The organism is Actinoplanes sp. 13 (genome assembly GCF_056134165.1).
Window position 1 is genome coordinate 12,706 of the sequence record NZ_JBVYOQ010000037.1, and the last position, 14,544, is coordinate 27,249.

Sequence of the window (14,544 nt, forward strand, 5' to 3'; positions counted from 1 at the left end):
GGTCAGCCGGCTGCACGCATCTGGTGCTGTTCCGCGAACCGGATGATGGTGTCGCCCAGCTGTTCGAGGAACCGGCCTGCCCCGGCCAGCCGGGCCCCGGCGGCGGTGCCGTCCCCGAGAATGTCGGCGCCGCGCAGCACGGTCGCGGCCAGTCGCTGGTTGGCGCGGACACTGACGACAGCGGACCGGACACCCGCGTCCTCGTCGAGGAAGTACCGATGGCGCCGGCTCCGGCCGTCGCGGCTGCGGCGGATCAGCCCGTACTGTTCCAGCAGCCCGACCGCGAGCGAGACCGTCGCCGGGCTGACCCGGAGCTGTGCGGTCAGCTCGGCGGTGGTGGCGCTGCCGGTCTCGGCGGTGAACAGACAGGCCAGTACCCCGGCGGCGGTGCGCGGCATGCCGGTGTCGACCAGGGCCACAGTGAGATCGGTGACCAATGCGATCCGCGCGTCCGGATCGGGGCCCGCGGGTGCACCCCGGACCTCCCGGGCGGGGGCGGGCGGCCGGCGCCGGGCACGGTGGACGGTGGCCAGCTGCGCCAGCTCCGCGCGGTAGCGGCCCGGTCCACCGTTGCGGGCCACCTCGCGGCTGACCGTTGAGGTCGGGCGGCCGAGGTCACCGGCGATCTGCGCGAAGTCGCGCCCCTGCGCCAGCCCGGCGGCGATCCGCTGCCGGTCGGTGCTGGTCAGCCTGCGTCCAGGCATGCCGTCCGCCCTCCCACGGTCCGCCGGCCGCCAGTATGGAAGCCGGTCACGTCCGTTGCAACACGTGTGCCTTTGCCTGCACCGTCATTGCAATCGTGAACGTGCCTCCTGCCTGGACAGATGCTCACTTCGAACGTCAAGTCGATGGACCGGACTTCGATCGATGCCTAACGTTCGGTTACCTGTTCAGCGACCCGAGAAGGAGAAGTCTTGCGTGCCAAAGGCATCACCTACGACACCGGATTCACTCCCGGCGGGCGGAGCACCCGGCCCTCCTTCGACCCCGGCGCCGTCGAGCACGAGATGCGGATCATCGCCGGCGACCTGCACTGCGACGCCGTCCGGATCACCGGCGGCGATCCCGAACGGCTGTCGGTCGCGGCCGGGCACGCCGCCGACGCCGGGCTGGAGGTCTGGTTCTCCCCGTTCCCCTGCGAGCAGAGCGCCCAGCAGTTGCTGCCGTACTTCGCCGACTGCGCCGACCGGGCCGAGGCCGCCGGCGCCGCGGTCTTCGTCGCCGGATGCGAACTGAGCCTGTTCAACGCGGGCTTCCTGCCCGGAGCCGACACCTTCGCCCGGATCACGTCCCTGTCCAGCGGCGACCCCGAGGCGGTGGGCCGGCTCGGGGACGCCTCGGCCGCCGTGAGCACGCTGCTTGCCGACACCGCGGCGACCGTACGCCGGCGGTTCCGGGGCAGGATCACTTATGCCTCCGGAACCTGGGAGAACATCGATTGGACGCCCTTCGACATCGTGTCCGTCGACGCCTACGTCGATCCCGACGACCCTGGCTTCCGGCCGGCCGTGCAGCAGTACCTTCGACACGGCAAACCGCTCGCGGTGACCGAGTTCGGCTGCTGCACGTACCAGGGTGCGGCTGCGCGAGGCGGCATGGGCTGGGACATCGTCGATCACGACGCCGATCCGCCCCGCATTGTCGGCGACCATGTCCGCGACGAGGAGGAGCCGGCCCGCTATCTCCGCCGTCTGATCGGCGCCTTCGACCGGGAGGGTGTGGACACCGCGTTCTGGTTCACCTTCGCGAGCTACAACAGCCCGTACCACCCGGACCCGCACCTGGACCTCGACATGGCCGGCTTCGGGGTGTGCAAGGTGATGCCCGACGGCCGGCTCGAACCGAAGCAAGCGTTTCACGCCATGGCCGAGCTGTACGGGACGTGATGCTCGAGGAATCCCGGCGGCCGGCCTCCATCACCTGGCTGCGGGAACACCAAGGGCGCCTGCCGATTCTGGCTGGTGTTCGCAGCCTCGGGAACAACTCGCGACGCTACGGTGATCATGGAGCGGGAGACGTGTGTGGCTGTGGATCGGAGCGCGGTGGGGCGGCATTCACAGCCGAAAGGGCGATTCTCGCTACGCAAAGGGCTGCGCTTCGAACCTCTTGAGGCGGCAATCGCCGTCATTTCTTTTCTGGGCCCGGCCGGCGGGGTTCCCCTGCTGATGAGTGAGATTCACGCGATCGAAGAGTTGCGGAACAGTGGGCTGTGCACGGAGGCGCAGGTAGAAGACGTTGGCTTGCACCTGAGCAGCCGACTACGGAGTTCGGCAGACCTCACCTATGTCGTGGGAGGGGAGCGCTATCACGGTGTGCTTCGCTACCAGAGCCGCCGACCCTTGCGTCAGCATTCCGTGGTGTGGATCTGCACAGATCATGACGATCCTACGACCTTTGCACTGGACAGCAGCGCCATCATCGGCGACTCGACCGGATTGTGGCTCCGCCATGTTGTCGGGCTTCCGAGTGCGATCGCCGGAGCCATTGTTTTCGGGCTGGTGATCGGCAAGCATCAGTGGCGCTTCGTCGAGGACGACACCCCAGAGGCCTGAGGAGTAGTGGACCTCCGGCGGCGCGGGCGGATTTGACCAGCTTCAACGGCGCGCCGTGAACGGCTTCGAAGTTGTAGCCGTCGGTGGGCGCGAGGGTGAGCGGTCGATCGAAGACTGGTTCGGCATCGGTGCCCCATCTTCGACAGCGCCCATGTCTTACTCGTGTCGTGTCAGCGGGGCATCCGGGCGATCACGTCGTCCCAGATTTCCGCGGGCCAGTCGTGGCCCACGCCGGGGTATTCCACGAACTGCGCGCCGGGGATCTGGGCGGCCAGGTCACGGCCCGCGCTCGGCTTGAGCATCGGATCGTCCGCGCCCGAGACGACCAGGGTCGGCGCGGTGACGTCGGACAGCGGCGGCAGCTTCGCTGCTCGGCCGGCGGCGAGGTGTCGCTGGGTGGTGCGCGGATTGTGTGGCGCGCGAGTGTGGCTGAGCGTTGCTGCTTCGCGAACCCACTGTTCGGGAAACGGGTAACCGGGCGAGGCCTGCGCACGGTAGATCGCGATCAGGTTGTCGATCTCCTGCTCGGGTGTGGTCGCTTTCGGTAGCTTGCGGAATTCACGGAAGATGCCGAACTTGATGTAGCGCAGGGTCTGCAGAATTCCGGCGGTGGCCGGGCTGCTCATGCAGAGCGTGAGGCTGCGTACTCGTTCGGGGTGCAGCAGCGCCATGGCCTGGGCGATCGCCGATGTGCCGCCCAGAACGTGCGCGCCGGACCAGCCGAGCGTGTCCATCACCGCGAGTCCGTCGGCGGCCATGTCGGCGATCGTGTAAAGGGGGCGGGTGCGGCCCAGCAATGCCCGCCACGGGCTGCCGTCCGCCGGCTGCGGGTAGTGCGTGGACAGCCCGGTGTCCCGGTTGTCGTAACGGGCCACGTGGTAGCCGGCCTCGACCAGACGCTCGCAGAATGCGTCGGGCCACCAGACCATCTGATAATCCAGTCCTAGGACCAGCAGCAACGGCTTGCCGGTCGTGCCGAATGTCTCGTACGCGATCCTGGCGTCACCGTTTACGGCGTACTCGATGCCCATGCCTGCCTCCCCTTTTTCATGCGAACGCATGATAACCGTCGGCGCGCATGGATGGCAATGCGCTCGCATGAGATAGGTTCAGTGGGTGCCGAAGCAGGTCGATCACGAACAACGACGCCGCCTCCTGAGCGAAGCGGTCTTCGCCGTCATCAGCACGCAGGGGTTCGAGGCGGTGAGCCTGCGCGACGTCGCCCAGCAAGCCGGGTTCTCGATGGGCACCGTGCAGCACTATTTCCCCACCAAGCAGCAGATGCTGTTGTTCGCGCTGTCCCACATGCGCGAACGCGTACTGGCCCGGCTTCAGGCCACTGTTGCCGCGTTGCGTGAGCCCACCCGCCGCGATCTCATCCGTGCCGCTACCGCGGTGATGCTCCCGGTCGACCCGGCCGGCCGCCAAGAGGCGTGCGTGAACATCGCGTTCTTCTCTGCCGCGACCGTCACACCTCCATATGCCGAGCAGCTTCGCGACGGATACGGACGCATCCTCGCGGTGTCGATCGCCAACTTCCGCGAGGCTTCCCGGTCGGGCGAATTGCGCGACGGAATCGATCCCGACGTGGAGGCACCCGCGCTCTACTTCCTCACCCAGGGACTGGTCGGGCCGATTCTCGTCGGCCTGTACAGCCCGGACCAGGCACTGGCCCTCATCGATGCCCAACTCGACCGCGTGTTCGGCCCGGCATCACCCTGAACGGATCATGGGCTGAAGCCGGTATGGTCTCGGCGTGACTGCCGAGGACTGGAGCCCTGACCCGGACTTCGCCAAGCATCCCCACCATCACCTGCGCGATGTTCCGCTCGTCATCCTCGAGGTGGCACGCGCGTACATGCGGCATTCGGCAACGTACAACGACGTCGGCGAGGAGTTCGCAGTGCAGGTGGCGGACTGCCTGGTGGGCGAAGTTCTGCCGCCCATCCGCGAATGGCTGGGCAGTGAAGGCCCGCTTCAACACCCTGCGGTGGATCACCCGAACGATCCGAGGCATCACTTCCGGGACCGTCCTGATGTCCCGGCCCCGATCCTTGAGGCGGGACGCGCGTACATGCGGCATGCGCCGACGGTTGACAAGGAATTCGCGGAGTCGATGGGGGACTCCGTGGTCTACGAGGTTCTGCCGCTCATCAGCCGATGGTTGAGCAGCGAAGGCGGACCACAACGCCCCGCGGCGGGTCGCCCGGACGATGGCGCTCCGGCTGGGTAAGGACCGGTCCTGCCTCGTCCGGTCAGGACGGCAGCTCGTAGCGGGTGGCCGTCGCGGCGGCGCGCTCGCGCAGCAAGTCGCGCAGCCACTGCGGGCTCAGGGCCTCGGCGCTCGTGGCGAGCTGCCACAACGCCCACACGGCGTGCCTCGTGTCCTGGAAGGTGACCTCCAGCCGCAGCCGGCCGTCGTCGTCCGTCGACTCGGCCAGGACGGCCACTGCGGTTCCCACCATGTCCTCCCGCCGCGCCGGGTCCATCCGAACCAGCACCGTGACCTGGTCGCCGCCCGCCCGGAACCGCGTGCTGCGGTCCCGCCAGGCCTGGTCCAGGTCCACCCGGTCCGGCCGCTGCGCGGGCTCCGCGAGTTCCTCGGCGGCCAGGATCCGGGACAGCCGGTAGGTGCGGTCCGCGCCCGACCTGGTGGCCAGCAGGTAAGCCTTGTCGCGGACGGTCACCAGCCCGATCGGGTCCACCGTGCGCCACTGTGGTGCCCGATCGGCGGGCGCGTAGTGGATGCGCAGCTTGCGCCCCGCGAACACCGCGCGCCGCACCTCGGCCACGACCGCGTCGGGAACCTCCTCGGGGTCGGCGCGGCGCGCGAGCAGGTCCGTCTCCGGGTCGATGAGCAGTCTCTGGGCCACCCCGGCCGCGGTGTCCTGGTGGCTTTCGGGCAGCGCGTCGATCACCTTGAGCATGGCCGAGGCCAGCGCCGGGCCGAGCCCGAACGCCTGGGCGCCGCGCCGTGAGCCGGCGATCACCAGGGCCAGCGCCTCGTCGTGGCTCAGCCCGGTGAGGTCGGCCCGGAAGCCGGGCAGCAACGCGAACCCGCCGTGCCGGCCGCGTTCGGCGTAGACCGGGACGCCGGCCGCGGACAGCGCCTCGATATCACGCAGCACGGTGCGGGTGGAGACTTCGAGTTCGCGGGCGAGCGTGGTCGCGGACAGCCGGCCGTGCCGGCGCAGCAGCAGCACCAGCGACACCAGCCGGTCGGCGCGCACGCGGAGTCACCCGGCTCCGTCGCCGGTCGTGCACAACGCGCGGACCGTCCGCGTGAGGCCGGCCTCCAGCTGCTCGATCGGCCGGGGGTACGCGAGCTGGTGGAGGATCACCCCGTCCAGATGATCGAGGATGGCCGCGCAGTCGCCGTCCGGGTCGGCCGAGCCGACTGCGCGCAGCCATCGCGCACCCCAGACGCGGATGGCGCCGGCCGCCTCGGCGAGGCGTCCGCGTAGCTCGGGGTGCAGGGCGGCCTCGACGAACAGGCCGTACCGGGCGACGGTGACGGCGCGTTCGGGGCCGAGCGCGCGGCGCACATAGGCGACCAGCGCGGCACTCAGCTCCTCCGGCGTGGTGGGGCGGATGAAACCCGCGATCGTTTCCCAGGCGGCGCGATCGCGCTCGGCGAAGCGGTCGACGACCGCGCCGATCAGGGCGTCCCGGGTCTTGAAGTAGTTCGCTGTGGAGCCCGTCGGCACCGCGGCGGCAGCGTCGACGGCCCGGTGGGTCAGCGCCCGCACCCCCTGGCCCCCGAGGATGCCGATGGCGGCATCGAGCAGGTGTTCCTGGCGGGACGGCATGGGCACAGACTATCCGATCAACAACATCTGTAGTTCAAAAACTACATCTGTTGTACGGTGTGGCCATGCGGAGACGGGCAGTGATCATCGGGGGTGGCATCGGTGGACTGGTGGCGGCGACGGCGCTGCGGCACGCGGACTGGCGGGTCACCGTCCACGAGCGCGACGACGCGTTGCCGGGCACCGGCACGGCGCTCGGCATGTGGCCGGCGGCGCTGCGGGCGCTGGACCAGATCGGCGCCGGGGACGAGGTGCGCCGGTCCGGGCGCCGGCAGCGGGCGGCCACCTTCCTGCGGCCGGACGGCTCCCGCATCGCGGCGATCGACGTCGAGCGCCTGAACCGCCGCACCGGCGACCATGTATACCTGCTGTCGCGGCCGAGCCTGCTCACGATCCTGCACCGGAGCGCCATGGAGGCCGGAGCGGAGATCAGGCCGGGCGATCCGGTCGACGACGCCCTCGAGGTGCGGGACGCCGATGTGGTGGTGGCGGCGGACGGCGTGTTCAGCCGTACCCGCGAAAAGATCTTCGGTCCGGCTTACCGGGCACGATTCTCCGGCGGTACGGCCTGGCGTGGCGTGGTCGACGGCATGTCCACCGACACGTTCGTCGAGATGTGGGGGCGCGGGGTCAAGTTCGGCGTGACACCGCAGGAGGGCGACCGGACCAACTGGTACGCCTCCGCCGCGGCGCCGCAGGGCCGGTTCCAGCCGGGCGGGGAACTCGGCGAGCTGCGGCGCCTGTTCGGCGGATGGGCGCCGCCGGTGCGCGCCGTGCTGGACGCGGTCGACGAGAGCACGGTGCTGCGGCACGACATCTACGTGACACCGCCGCTGCCGTCCTTCGTCCACGGCCCGGTCGCCCTGCTCGGCGACGCCGCCCACGCGATGACACCCGACCTGGGGCGCGGCGCCTGCGAGGCGATCATCGACGCCGTCACGCTCGCCTCGCATCTGCGCGAGGCGAGCGCGGTCGGGCCGGCACTGCGCGGCTACGACCGGGAACGCCGCCGCCACACCCAGCGGCTGGCGAGGATGGCCGCGCTGACCGCACGGATGAGTCACCAACAGCACGCCCTGCCGGTCCGTGACCAGGTGCTGCGCGCCGCCCTGCGGGCCGGCCCGCCCGGCTGACCGGCCAGCAGGGGCTCCCGCCCTTGGAAAAGTGATATCACATTGCTACTGTGGTGACATCGCTACTCGAAGGGAGCCGCACATGTCGGAATACCTGGACCTGCCCACCCCCCAGGTTCGTGAGCGGATCGCCCGCGGCGTCTCCGGCTGGCCGGTCCTCGCGCTGTCCTTCGTGCTGACCCTGCTCGCCGTCGCCGCCTTCATCGTCGGCCTGCAGCAGGACAGCTCCGCCGTCACGGTGAGCCTGCTCGTCGTCGCCACACTGCTGGCGCTGGCCGCAGCGGTCGCCGCAGCGGGCCTGACCCCGGTCGCGCCCGGCGAGGCCCGCGTCCTTCAGCTCCTCGGCCGCTACACCGGCACGGTCCGCACCGACGGGCTCCGCTGGGTCAACCCGCTCACCGCGCGGCGCCGGGTCTCCACCCGCATCCGCAACCACGAGACCGACGTGCTCAAGGTCAACGACGCCGACGGCAACCCCATCGAGATCGCCGCCGTCGTCGTCTGGCACGTCGAGGACACCGCCCGCGCCGTCTTCGAGGTCGACGACTTCATCGAGTTCGTCGCCATCCAGACCGAGACCGCCGTGCGGCACATCGCCAACAGCTACTCCTACGACTCCCACGACACCGCCCAGATGTCGCTGCGCGACAACGCCGACGAGATCACCGCACGGCTGTCCGAGGAGATCGGCGTCCGGGTCGCCGCCGCCGGCGTGAAAATCATCGAGTCCCGGCTGACCCGCCTCGCCTACGCACCCGAGATCGCGCACGCCATGCTCCGCCGCCAGCAGGCGAACGCCATCGTCGCGGCCCGCGCCCGCATCGTCGAGGGCGCGGTGGGCATGGTCGAGCTGGCGCTGGCCCGCCTCACCGAGCACGACGTCGTGGAACTCGACGAGGAGCGCAAGGCGGCGATGGTCAGCAACCTGCTGGTCGTCCTCTGTGGCGATCGGGACGCCCAGCCCGTGGTCAACGCGGGCACGCTCTACTCCTAGGCCCATGAGCGCCGAACGCAAGAAGATCCTCCTGCGGCTCGACCCCGCCGTGCACGACGCACTGGCGCGGTGGGCGGCGGACGAGCTTCGCAGCACCAACGCGCAGATCGAGTATTTGCTGCGCAAGGCCCTCGCCGACGCCGGCCGGCTACCCGGAAAGGTCGGCCGGATGCGCGGGCCCGGCCGGCCCCCCGCCACACCCGAGCCGGAGGAAGAGTGACATGGCCATACCCGGGAGCCTCCCGCAACGCGTCTTCCTGCTGGCCCACGACCCCGACAAGGGCCGGGTCCGGATGGGGACCAACCTCGGCGCCCTGCTGCGCGCCGCCGCCCTCGCCGAGCTGTTCGTCCAGGGCCACCTCACCGACGACCGCGGCCGCGCCGTCCTCGTGGCCCGGCGCCCCTGCCACGATCCCGTCCTGGAGGGCCTCCTCGACGAGATCGAGCGGGCCCGGCCGCACCGCTGGCATTCCTGGATCAAGAGCCGCCAGAACGCCGCCGTCAGCGTGACCCGGCAGCAGCTCAGCGACGGCGGCTGGGTCCGCCTCGAGCCGCACCGCGTCCTCGGGCTGTTCCCCACGGTCCGGGTGAGCATCCGTGACCCCCGCGTCCGCACGGAGCTGCGCGGCCGGCTGGACGAAGCCCTGCGGGTTCCCCTCGGCAGAGTCGATCCCACCGACGCCGCCCTGGTGGCCGTCGTCGCCGCGGGCGATCTCAGCGTCGCCCTCGACCGCGGGAAGAGGCGCGCCGCCAAACGCCGCATCCAGCAGCTCACCGAGGTGAGCGGCCCGGTCGGACCCGCCCTGCGCAAGGCGATCCAGGACGCCGCCCTCGGTGAGTAGGTCGCCCTCGTGATTCCTCGGCGAACCGGCGCCCCGGCGGCATAACCTGGGTCCGGATCGCCGTTATCGGCCCGTTCGGGCGCGGCGGGATCGAGGGATCCGATGGCGCTGCTTCTGACCAGCTCGCTGTTCGTGCTGATCTTCCTGTGGGTGTCGTGGCGTTACCTGCGGCATCGTGATCCCCTCCTGCGTGACGTGATGCTGATGTTCACGTCGGTGGCGATGCTGTTCGTCCTCGCCGCGGTCCGGGTACTGACCGGGATGCCGGCACACACGCTGACAGCCGTGGCGCTCGTCCTGGTGCTGGCCAAGCCGCTGTTCACCCTGCGGGTGGTGAGCCGGTTGCGATCCATGCCGTCCTGGTGGTGGCCGGCCGCCCTGGCGGCCTGGCTGCTCACCGCGCTACCGGTGCTGTTCGTGCCGGCGGAACCGTTACGGCCGGTCCAAGTGTGGCCGGCGGTCGTCACGTTCCTCATCGTCGAGTCGGTCGCCGCCTGGCTGCTGGGCACGCAGGCGCGACGCCGCCGCGGCGCCGCCCCGGCCCGGCTGTGGTGCGCGGCGGCGGGCACCGCGCTGTTCGGCGCCGCGGTGCTGGTCTCCGCCGGTGGGGAGTCCGTGGCCGCCGGGACCCGGACGCTCGCGGTGGCCTCCGGCGTCCTCTATCTGCTGGCTTTCGCCCCGCCGCGGTGGCTGGTCCGGATGCTGGCGCAGGACGCGGCCTACGTGGTGACGCGCCGGTTGCTGGCGGCACCCGCCGACGCTCCGGCGGAGCGCACCTGGCGGACGTACTGCCACGGCGCCGCCGAGGTGCTCGGCGCCGACGCCGTGGTGGTACTGCTGCCGGCCGGCACCGGCACGGTGCACATGGCCGGCTGTTTCGGTCCGGTGCCCGGCACCGTCAACTGCACGCGTCAGGACCTCGACGAGCTGACAGCCGGGCCGGCCACCATCGACGCCCTGGCGGGATGGACCAGGCCACCGGCGGTGGCCGCGATGTTCGCCAAGGCCAGCGACACCCGGTACGTGACCGCGGCACCCGTGCCGACGCCGGAGGGCCGGGGCGCGCTGCTGCTGCTCAACCGTTACCGCGACCTGTTCGCCGAACACGACGTCACCGCCTTCACCGATCTGGCGGTGCAGGCCACGGCGCTGGCCGGACGGGCCCGGACGCTGGCCGAGAGCGAACGCCTGGCGGTGATCGTGGAGTCGTCGCACGACGCGATCGTCGGCAAGAACCTCGACGGCACGATCGCCAGCTGGAACGCCGGCGCCGAACGGCTCTACGGGTACCGACGCGACGAGGTGCTCGGCCGGCACGCGTCCATGCTGTTCCCGCCGGGACAGGAGGACATCGAGAGCCAGTTCCTGCGACGCATCGCTGACGGCGAGCGTATCGACCAGCAGCAGGTGAAACGCCGCCGCAAGGACGGCACGGTGATCACCGTGTCGCTGACCCTGTCACCGATCACCGACGCCGGTGGCCGCATCGCCGGGGTGGCGTCGGTCTCCCGGGACATCACCGAACGGCAGCGCGCCGAGGCCATGTTCGAGGGTCTGCTGGAGGCCGCGCCGGACGCGATCATCGGCGTCACCCACGACGGCACCATCAAACTCATCAACGCGCAGGCCGAGAGCCTGTTCGGCTATCGGCGTGAGGAATTGCTCGGCCGGTCGGTCGACATCCTCGTGCCGCAACGGTTACGTGGCGGGCACCACCGGCACCGCGACGGGTACTTCGCGCACCCGCGGATCCGGCCGATGGGCGCCGGCGCGGCACTGGCCGCCGTCCGCAAGGACGGCACCGAGTTCCCGGCCGAGATCAGCCTGTCCTCGGTCGACACCGACCAGGGCATGATCGTCACCACAGCGATCCGGGACGTCACCGACCGCCTGATCGCCCAGGCCGAACGGGAGCGCCTGATCGCCCAGGCCGAACGGGACGCCGGTGAACGCCGCCTGCAGCACACCCGCCGGCTGGAGAGCCTCGGCCAGCTGGCCGGCGGCGTCGCCCACGACTTCAACAACATCCTCGCGGTGATCAGCAATTACGCCGAGATGATCTCCGAGACGCTCGAATCGCCCCATCCCGGCGAACGCGAGCTGGCGGAGGCCCGCACCGACATCGGGCAGATCAGCCGGGCCGCCGAACGCGCCGCGCGCCTGACCAAACAGCTGCTCGCGTTCGGCCGCCGCGACATCACCCAGGCCGAGGTCCTCAGCCTCAACCACGTCATCGGCGACATCGAACAGATGCTGCGCCGCACCCTCGGCGAACACATCCACCTCGCCACCAGCCTGCAACGCGATCTGTGGCCGGTCTACGCCGACGCGAGCCAGATCGAGCAGATCCTGGTCAACCTCGCTGTCAACGCCCGCGACGCGATGCCCGGCGGCGGCACGCTGTCCATCGACACCGGCAATGCCCGGATGGGCGACGACGACCTCGCCGGCTCGTCGTTGCCGGCCGGCCGTTACGTGCGGATCCGGGTCAGCGACACCGGCAGCGGCATGCCGCCCGAGGTGATCGAACGCGCCTTCGAACCCTTCTACACCACCAAACCGAAAGGATCCGGTACCGGCCTCGGCCTGGCCACCGTGTACGGCATCGCCACCGCGGCCGGCGGCGACGTCCGGCTGTACTCCGAGAACGACATCGGCACCACGGTCACCGTCATCCTGCCCGCGGTCGACTCCCCCGGCGACGACCCCGCCCCCGCAGCCGATCCGGCCGGCGTACCGGCCGCAGGCGGAGCACCGTACGAGACGATCCTGATGGTCGAGGACGAGGACGACCTGCGCCTGATCACCCACCGCATCCTCACCCGCGCCGGCTACCACGTGCTGACCGCCAACTGCGGCGAGCAGGCCATCCGCCTCGCCGAGACGCATCCGGACCCGATCGACCTGCTGCTCACCGACGTGATCATGCCCAAGATGACCGGCAACGAGGTGGCCGCCCGGATCCGCGGCATCCGCCCCGGCATCCCGGTGCTCTACATGTCCGGTTACGCCGAACCCGTGCTGACCGAGAACGGCACCCTGCCCGACGGCGTCACCATCGTCGAGAAGCCGTTCACCAGCCATGAGCTGCTCGACCGGGTCCGGGCCTTCCTGCACCGCCCGGCCGTGGGCCCGCACACGGAGACGCTCCGGACGCCGTGAGCGGGCTCGCCACCGATCAGTGGCGGAAGCTGCCGACCAGGTTGGTCAGGTCACCGGCGAGCCGGCTCAGATCGCCGGCGGCCTGCTGGGTGGATCTCGCGCCCTCAGCCGTCGCGTTGGCGACCTCGGCCACCTCGGAGACTGTGCGGGCGACCTCGCCGCTGCTGCTTGCGGCCTCCGCCACCGAGCGGCTCATCTCCCCGGTGGTGGCGGTCTGCTCCTCCACCGCGGAGGCGATCGTGGTGGTGTAGTCCCCGACCTGCCGGATCACCTCGGTGATCTCCCCGATCGACGTGGCGGCGGTGGCACTGGACGCCTGGATGTTGCCGATCCGCGAGGTGATCTCCTCGGTGGCCTTGGCGGTCTGCTGCGCCAGCTCCTTGACCTCGCCGGCGACGACCGCGAAGCCCTTGCCGAGCTCCCCGGCCCGGGCCGCCTCGATGGTCGCGTTCAGCGCCAGCAGGTTCGTCTGCTCGGCGATGCTGGTGATCAACCGGACCACGTCACCGATCTCCGCGCTGGCCGCGCCCAGAGCGGCGACCTGACTGGTGGTGCGCTCGGCGACCACCATGCCGTTCTGCGAGACCTCCGCCGCCTTGCCCGCGCTGGAGGCGATCTCGGTGATGGACGCGCTCATCTGTTCCGCGCCGGCCGCGATCGACTGCACCCCGACGTTGACCTCTTCACGCGACGACGTCGCGACAGTGGCCTTGCGCGCCACGTCCGCGGCGCCGGCCTGCAGTTGGGTGCTGACCGCCGACAGCTCCTCCGAGGCACCGGCCAGCGTGACCGCCGACCCGCCGATCGTGGTCACCGCCTGGCGCAGGGCCGCGATCGCGGTGTCCAGCGCACGACCCATCTGCCCCGGCTCATCGCCCGAGGTCAGCCCCGTGGTCCGCGTCAGGTCGTTGGTGGCCAGCGCCTCGCACACCGACTTCACCTTGAGCAGCGAACGCACGATCGAACGGGCCACGAACACCCCCAGCCCCAAAGCCAGCAGCAGCCCCACCACGAGCAACACGATCGACTGGACCCGGCTGGACTCGTACCCCGACTGCGCAGACGCGGCATTCGCGCCGGCGTCGGCGTCCTCCGCCGCGGTCAGAGCGGCGATGTCCTTGTTCATCTGCTGCATCAGCGGCAGGATCTCGGTGTTGCGGGTGGACTCCCAGTTCTTCATGTCCTTGCGCTGCCCAGCGGGCAGTTGCTTGCTCTCCACGACGCCCACGTATGCCTGCCACTGCGACTCCAGGTTTGCGATGAGCGCCGGATCGCCGGTGGGGTCGCTGGCTCGATAGGCGGCCATCGCCGCGTCGAAGTTCTCCACATCGGCGGCGAACGCGTCCGCGTACTTCTGGGTACCGGCACCTTCCTCCGCGATCAAGTGAAATGCGGTGTCCAGCCGCGCCTGCACCACCGCCTTGTCGAGGAGGCCGATCGCCTTCACCGACGCGACGTTGCTGTGATATAGGCGCTGCGCGGACCCGCTGGCGTCGGCCAGCGCGGACAGCCCCAGGACACCCACCAGCAACGCGATCAACGCGGCGAGCACCACCGCCGCCAGGATCTTGACGTTGACGCTCAGGTCGGCGAACGATCGCCGCCGCCCGGTCATCGACGCCGGCAGAACGGCAGCAGACGTATCCATGTGGTCTCTCCTCGGCACGTGACAGGAGCATCCCGGCCGTTCCCGGCCGTTCAGCCCTGCGGTCAGCCCCCGCCAGCCGCTGCACCTCCGATCGGCAACTGTCAGCGTCCGCTGAGCTCGACCGGTCCCGGCGGGGACGAAACGCAAGCTCGCGGGCTCGAGTCCTCGAGCCGGGCCCGGCCGCCGCCGGCTTCGGCGAGTTTGTCGACGAGGGCGAGCCCCGGAGCGGTGCCGCCGCTGCGGCCGCCCGGTGCGCGCCAGAACGGTCGCGGCGCGTGTGCCATGGCGGCCGCGTGCCCGGCGAACCGCTCAAGCCCCAGGGCTGAATGGCGTACTGCGATCGTCGTACCTGGAGCCTGCACCTGCACGACGACGCGACCGGGGCCCGGCCGAGAGGCTGTGCG

Annotated in this window: 14 protein-coding genes; 9 read left to right on the forward strand and 5 right to left on the reverse strand. The window is 70.6% G+C overall.

The annotated features are described in order from the left end of the window. Window positions 1-2: 2 nt before the first annotated feature. Window positions 3-704, reverse strand: a complete 702-nt coding sequence (locus AC0NH5_RS38720) for a helix-turn-helix domain-containing protein (RefSeq protein WP_474412636.1) — start codon at window positions 702-704, stop codon at window positions 3-5. 210 nt (window positions 705-914) lie between these two features. Here AC0NH5_RS38720 and AC0NH5_RS38725 point away from each other — a divergent pair, with 210 nt between their 5' ends. After that, window positions 915-1,886 (forward strand): hypothetical protein, encoded by a 972-nt coding sequence (locus AC0NH5_RS38725; RefSeq protein ID WP_474412638.1) that lies wholly within the window; start codon window positions 915-917, stop codon window positions 1,884-1,886. Between the two features lie 117 nt (window positions 1,887-2,003). Beyond that, window positions 2,004-2,552: a hypothetical protein gene (locus tag AC0NH5_RS38730; protein ID WP_474412640.1), complete on the forward strand. Its 549-nt coding sequence runs from the start codon at window positions 2,004-2,006 to the stop codon at window positions 2,550-2,552. 170 nt (window positions 2,553-2,722) lie between these two features. On the opposite strand, the gene AC0NH5_RS38735 is transcribed toward AC0NH5_RS38730, so the two are convergent. Then, the gene (locus tag AC0NH5_RS38735) at window positions 2,723-3,652 is read right to left on the reverse strand and encodes an alpha/beta fold hydrolase (RefSeq protein ID WP_474412642.1); all 930 of its coding nucleotides are present in this window, start codon (window positions 3,650-3,652) and stop codon (window positions 2,723-2,725) included. A gap of 16 nt (window positions 3,653-3,668) precedes the next feature. Between AC0NH5_RS38735 and AC0NH5_RS38740 the strand changes: the two genes are divergently transcribed. Next, a complete protein-coding gene (locus tag AC0NH5_RS38740) occupies window positions 3,669-4,274 on the forward strand; it encodes a TetR/AcrR family transcriptional regulator (protein ID WP_474412644.1) in 606 nt (201 codons plus the stop codon). A 34-nt stretch (window positions 4,275-4,308) separates the two neighbouring features. Continuing rightward, window positions 4,309-4,785 (forward strand): hypothetical protein, encoded by a 477-nt coding sequence (locus AC0NH5_RS38745; RefSeq protein WP_474412646.1) that lies wholly within the window; start codon window positions 4,309-4,311, stop codon window positions 4,783-4,785. A gap of 22 nt (window positions 4,786-4,807) precedes the next feature. On the opposite strand, the gene AC0NH5_RS38750 is transcribed toward AC0NH5_RS38745, so the two are convergent. Together AC0NH5_RS38750 and AC0NH5_RS38755 are read right to left on the reverse strand one after the other, a co-directional pair. Next, on the reverse strand, window positions 4,808-5,782 hold the full coding sequence (locus AC0NH5_RS38750) for a helix-turn-helix transcriptional regulator (protein WP_474412648.1): 975 nt from the start codon (window positions 5,780-5,782) through the stop codon (window positions 4,808-4,810). Window positions 5,783-5,788: 6 nt separating this feature from the next. Beyond that, the gene (locus AC0NH5_RS38755; RefSeq protein ID WP_474412650.1) at window positions 5,789-6,361 is read right to left on the reverse strand and encodes a TetR/AcrR family transcriptional regulator; all 573 of its coding nucleotides are present in this window, start codon (window positions 6,359-6,361) and stop codon (window positions 5,789-5,791) included. 65 nt (window positions 6,362-6,426) lie between these two features. Here AC0NH5_RS38755 and AC0NH5_RS38760 point away from each other — a divergent pair, with 65 nt between their 5' ends. The 5 genes from AC0NH5_RS38760 (at window position 6,427) to AC0NH5_RS38780 (ending at window position 12,492) form a co-directional block, all read left to right on the forward strand. Then, window positions 6,427-7,494, forward strand: a complete 1,068-nt coding sequence (locus tag AC0NH5_RS38760; RefSeq protein ID WP_474412652.1) for an FAD-dependent monooxygenase — start codon at window positions 6,427-6,429, stop codon at window positions 7,492-7,494. An 82-nt stretch (window positions 7,495-7,576) separates the two neighbouring features. Further along, window positions 7,577-8,488, forward strand: coding sequence for an SPFH domain-containing protein (locus AC0NH5_RS38765; protein WP_474412654.1), 912 nt, complete (start codon window positions 7,577-7,579; stop codon window positions 8,486-8,488). A 4-nt stretch (window positions 8,489-8,492) separates the two neighbouring features. Further along, a complete protein-coding gene (locus AC0NH5_RS38770; RefSeq protein ID WP_474412656.1) occupies window positions 8,493-8,708 on the forward strand; it encodes a type II toxin-antitoxin system antitoxin in 216 nt (71 codons plus the stop codon). A 1-nt stretch (window position 8,709) separates the two neighbouring features. Next, the gene (locus AC0NH5_RS38775) at window positions 8,710-9,330 is read left to right on the forward strand and encodes a GOLPH3/VPS74 family protein (protein WP_474412658.1); all 621 of its coding nucleotides are present in this window, start codon (window positions 8,710-8,712) and stop codon (window positions 9,328-9,330) included. Window positions 9,331-9,432: 102 nt separating this feature from the next. Beyond that, on the forward strand, window positions 9,433-12,492 hold the full coding sequence (locus AC0NH5_RS38780) for a hybrid sensor histidine kinase/response regulator (RefSeq protein WP_474412660.1): 3,060 nt from the start codon (window positions 9,433-9,435) through the stop codon (window positions 12,490-12,492). 16 nt (window positions 12,493-12,508) lie between these two features. Here the strand turns inward: AC0NH5_RS38780 and AC0NH5_RS38785 are convergent, their stop codons facing one another. Beyond that, complete coding sequence (locus AC0NH5_RS38785) at window positions 12,509-14,140, reverse strand: methyl-accepting chemotaxis protein (protein WP_474412662.1); 1,632 nt, start codon at window positions 14,138-14,140, stop codon at window positions 12,509-12,511. Window positions 14,141-14,544: the final 404 nt, after the last annotated feature.

Excerpts from the sequence above, each read along its gene's own strand:
- AC0NH5_RS38765 (WP_474412654.1), top strand. The coding sequence starts at position 7,577 with ATGTCGGAATACCTGGACCTGCCCACCCCCCAGGTTCGTGAGCGGATC.
- AC0NH5_RS38785 (WP_474412662.1), bottom strand. The coding sequence starts at position 14,140 with ATGGATACGTCTGCTGCCGTTCTGCCGGCGTCGATGACCGGGCGGCGG.
- AC0NH5_RS38735 (WP_474412642.1), bottom strand. The coding sequence starts at position 3,652 with ATGCGAGCGCATTGCCATCCATGCGCGCCGACGGTTATCATGCGTTCG.
- AC0NH5_RS38775 (WP_474412658.1), top strand. The coding sequence starts at position 8,710 with ATGGCCATACCCGGGAGCCTCCCGCAACGCGTCTTCCTGCTGGCCCAC.
- AC0NH5_RS38730 (WP_474412640.1), top strand. The coding sequence starts at position 2,004 with ATGGAGCGGGAGACGTGTGTGGCTGTGGATCGGAGCGCGGTGGGGCGG.
- AC0NH5_RS38755 (WP_474412650.1), bottom strand. The coding sequence starts at position 6,361 with ATGCCGTCCCGCCAGGAACACCTGCTCGATGCCGCCATCGGCATCCTC.
- AC0NH5_RS38780 (WP_474412660.1), top strand. The coding sequence starts at position 9,433 with ATGGCGCTGCTTCTGACCAGCTCGCTGTTCGTGCTGATCTTCCTGTGG.
- AC0NH5_RS38720 (WP_474412636.1), bottom strand. The coding sequence starts at position 704 with ATGCCTGGACGCAGGCTGACCAGCACCGACCGGCAGCGGATCGCCGCC.
- AC0NH5_RS38770 (WP_474412656.1), top strand. The coding sequence starts at position 8,493 with ATGAGCGCCGAACGCAAGAAGATCCTCCTGCGGCTCGACCCCGCCGTG.
- AC0NH5_RS38760 (WP_474412652.1), top strand. The coding sequence starts at position 6,427 with ATGCGGAGACGGGCAGTGATCATCGGGGGTGGCATCGGTGGACTGGTG.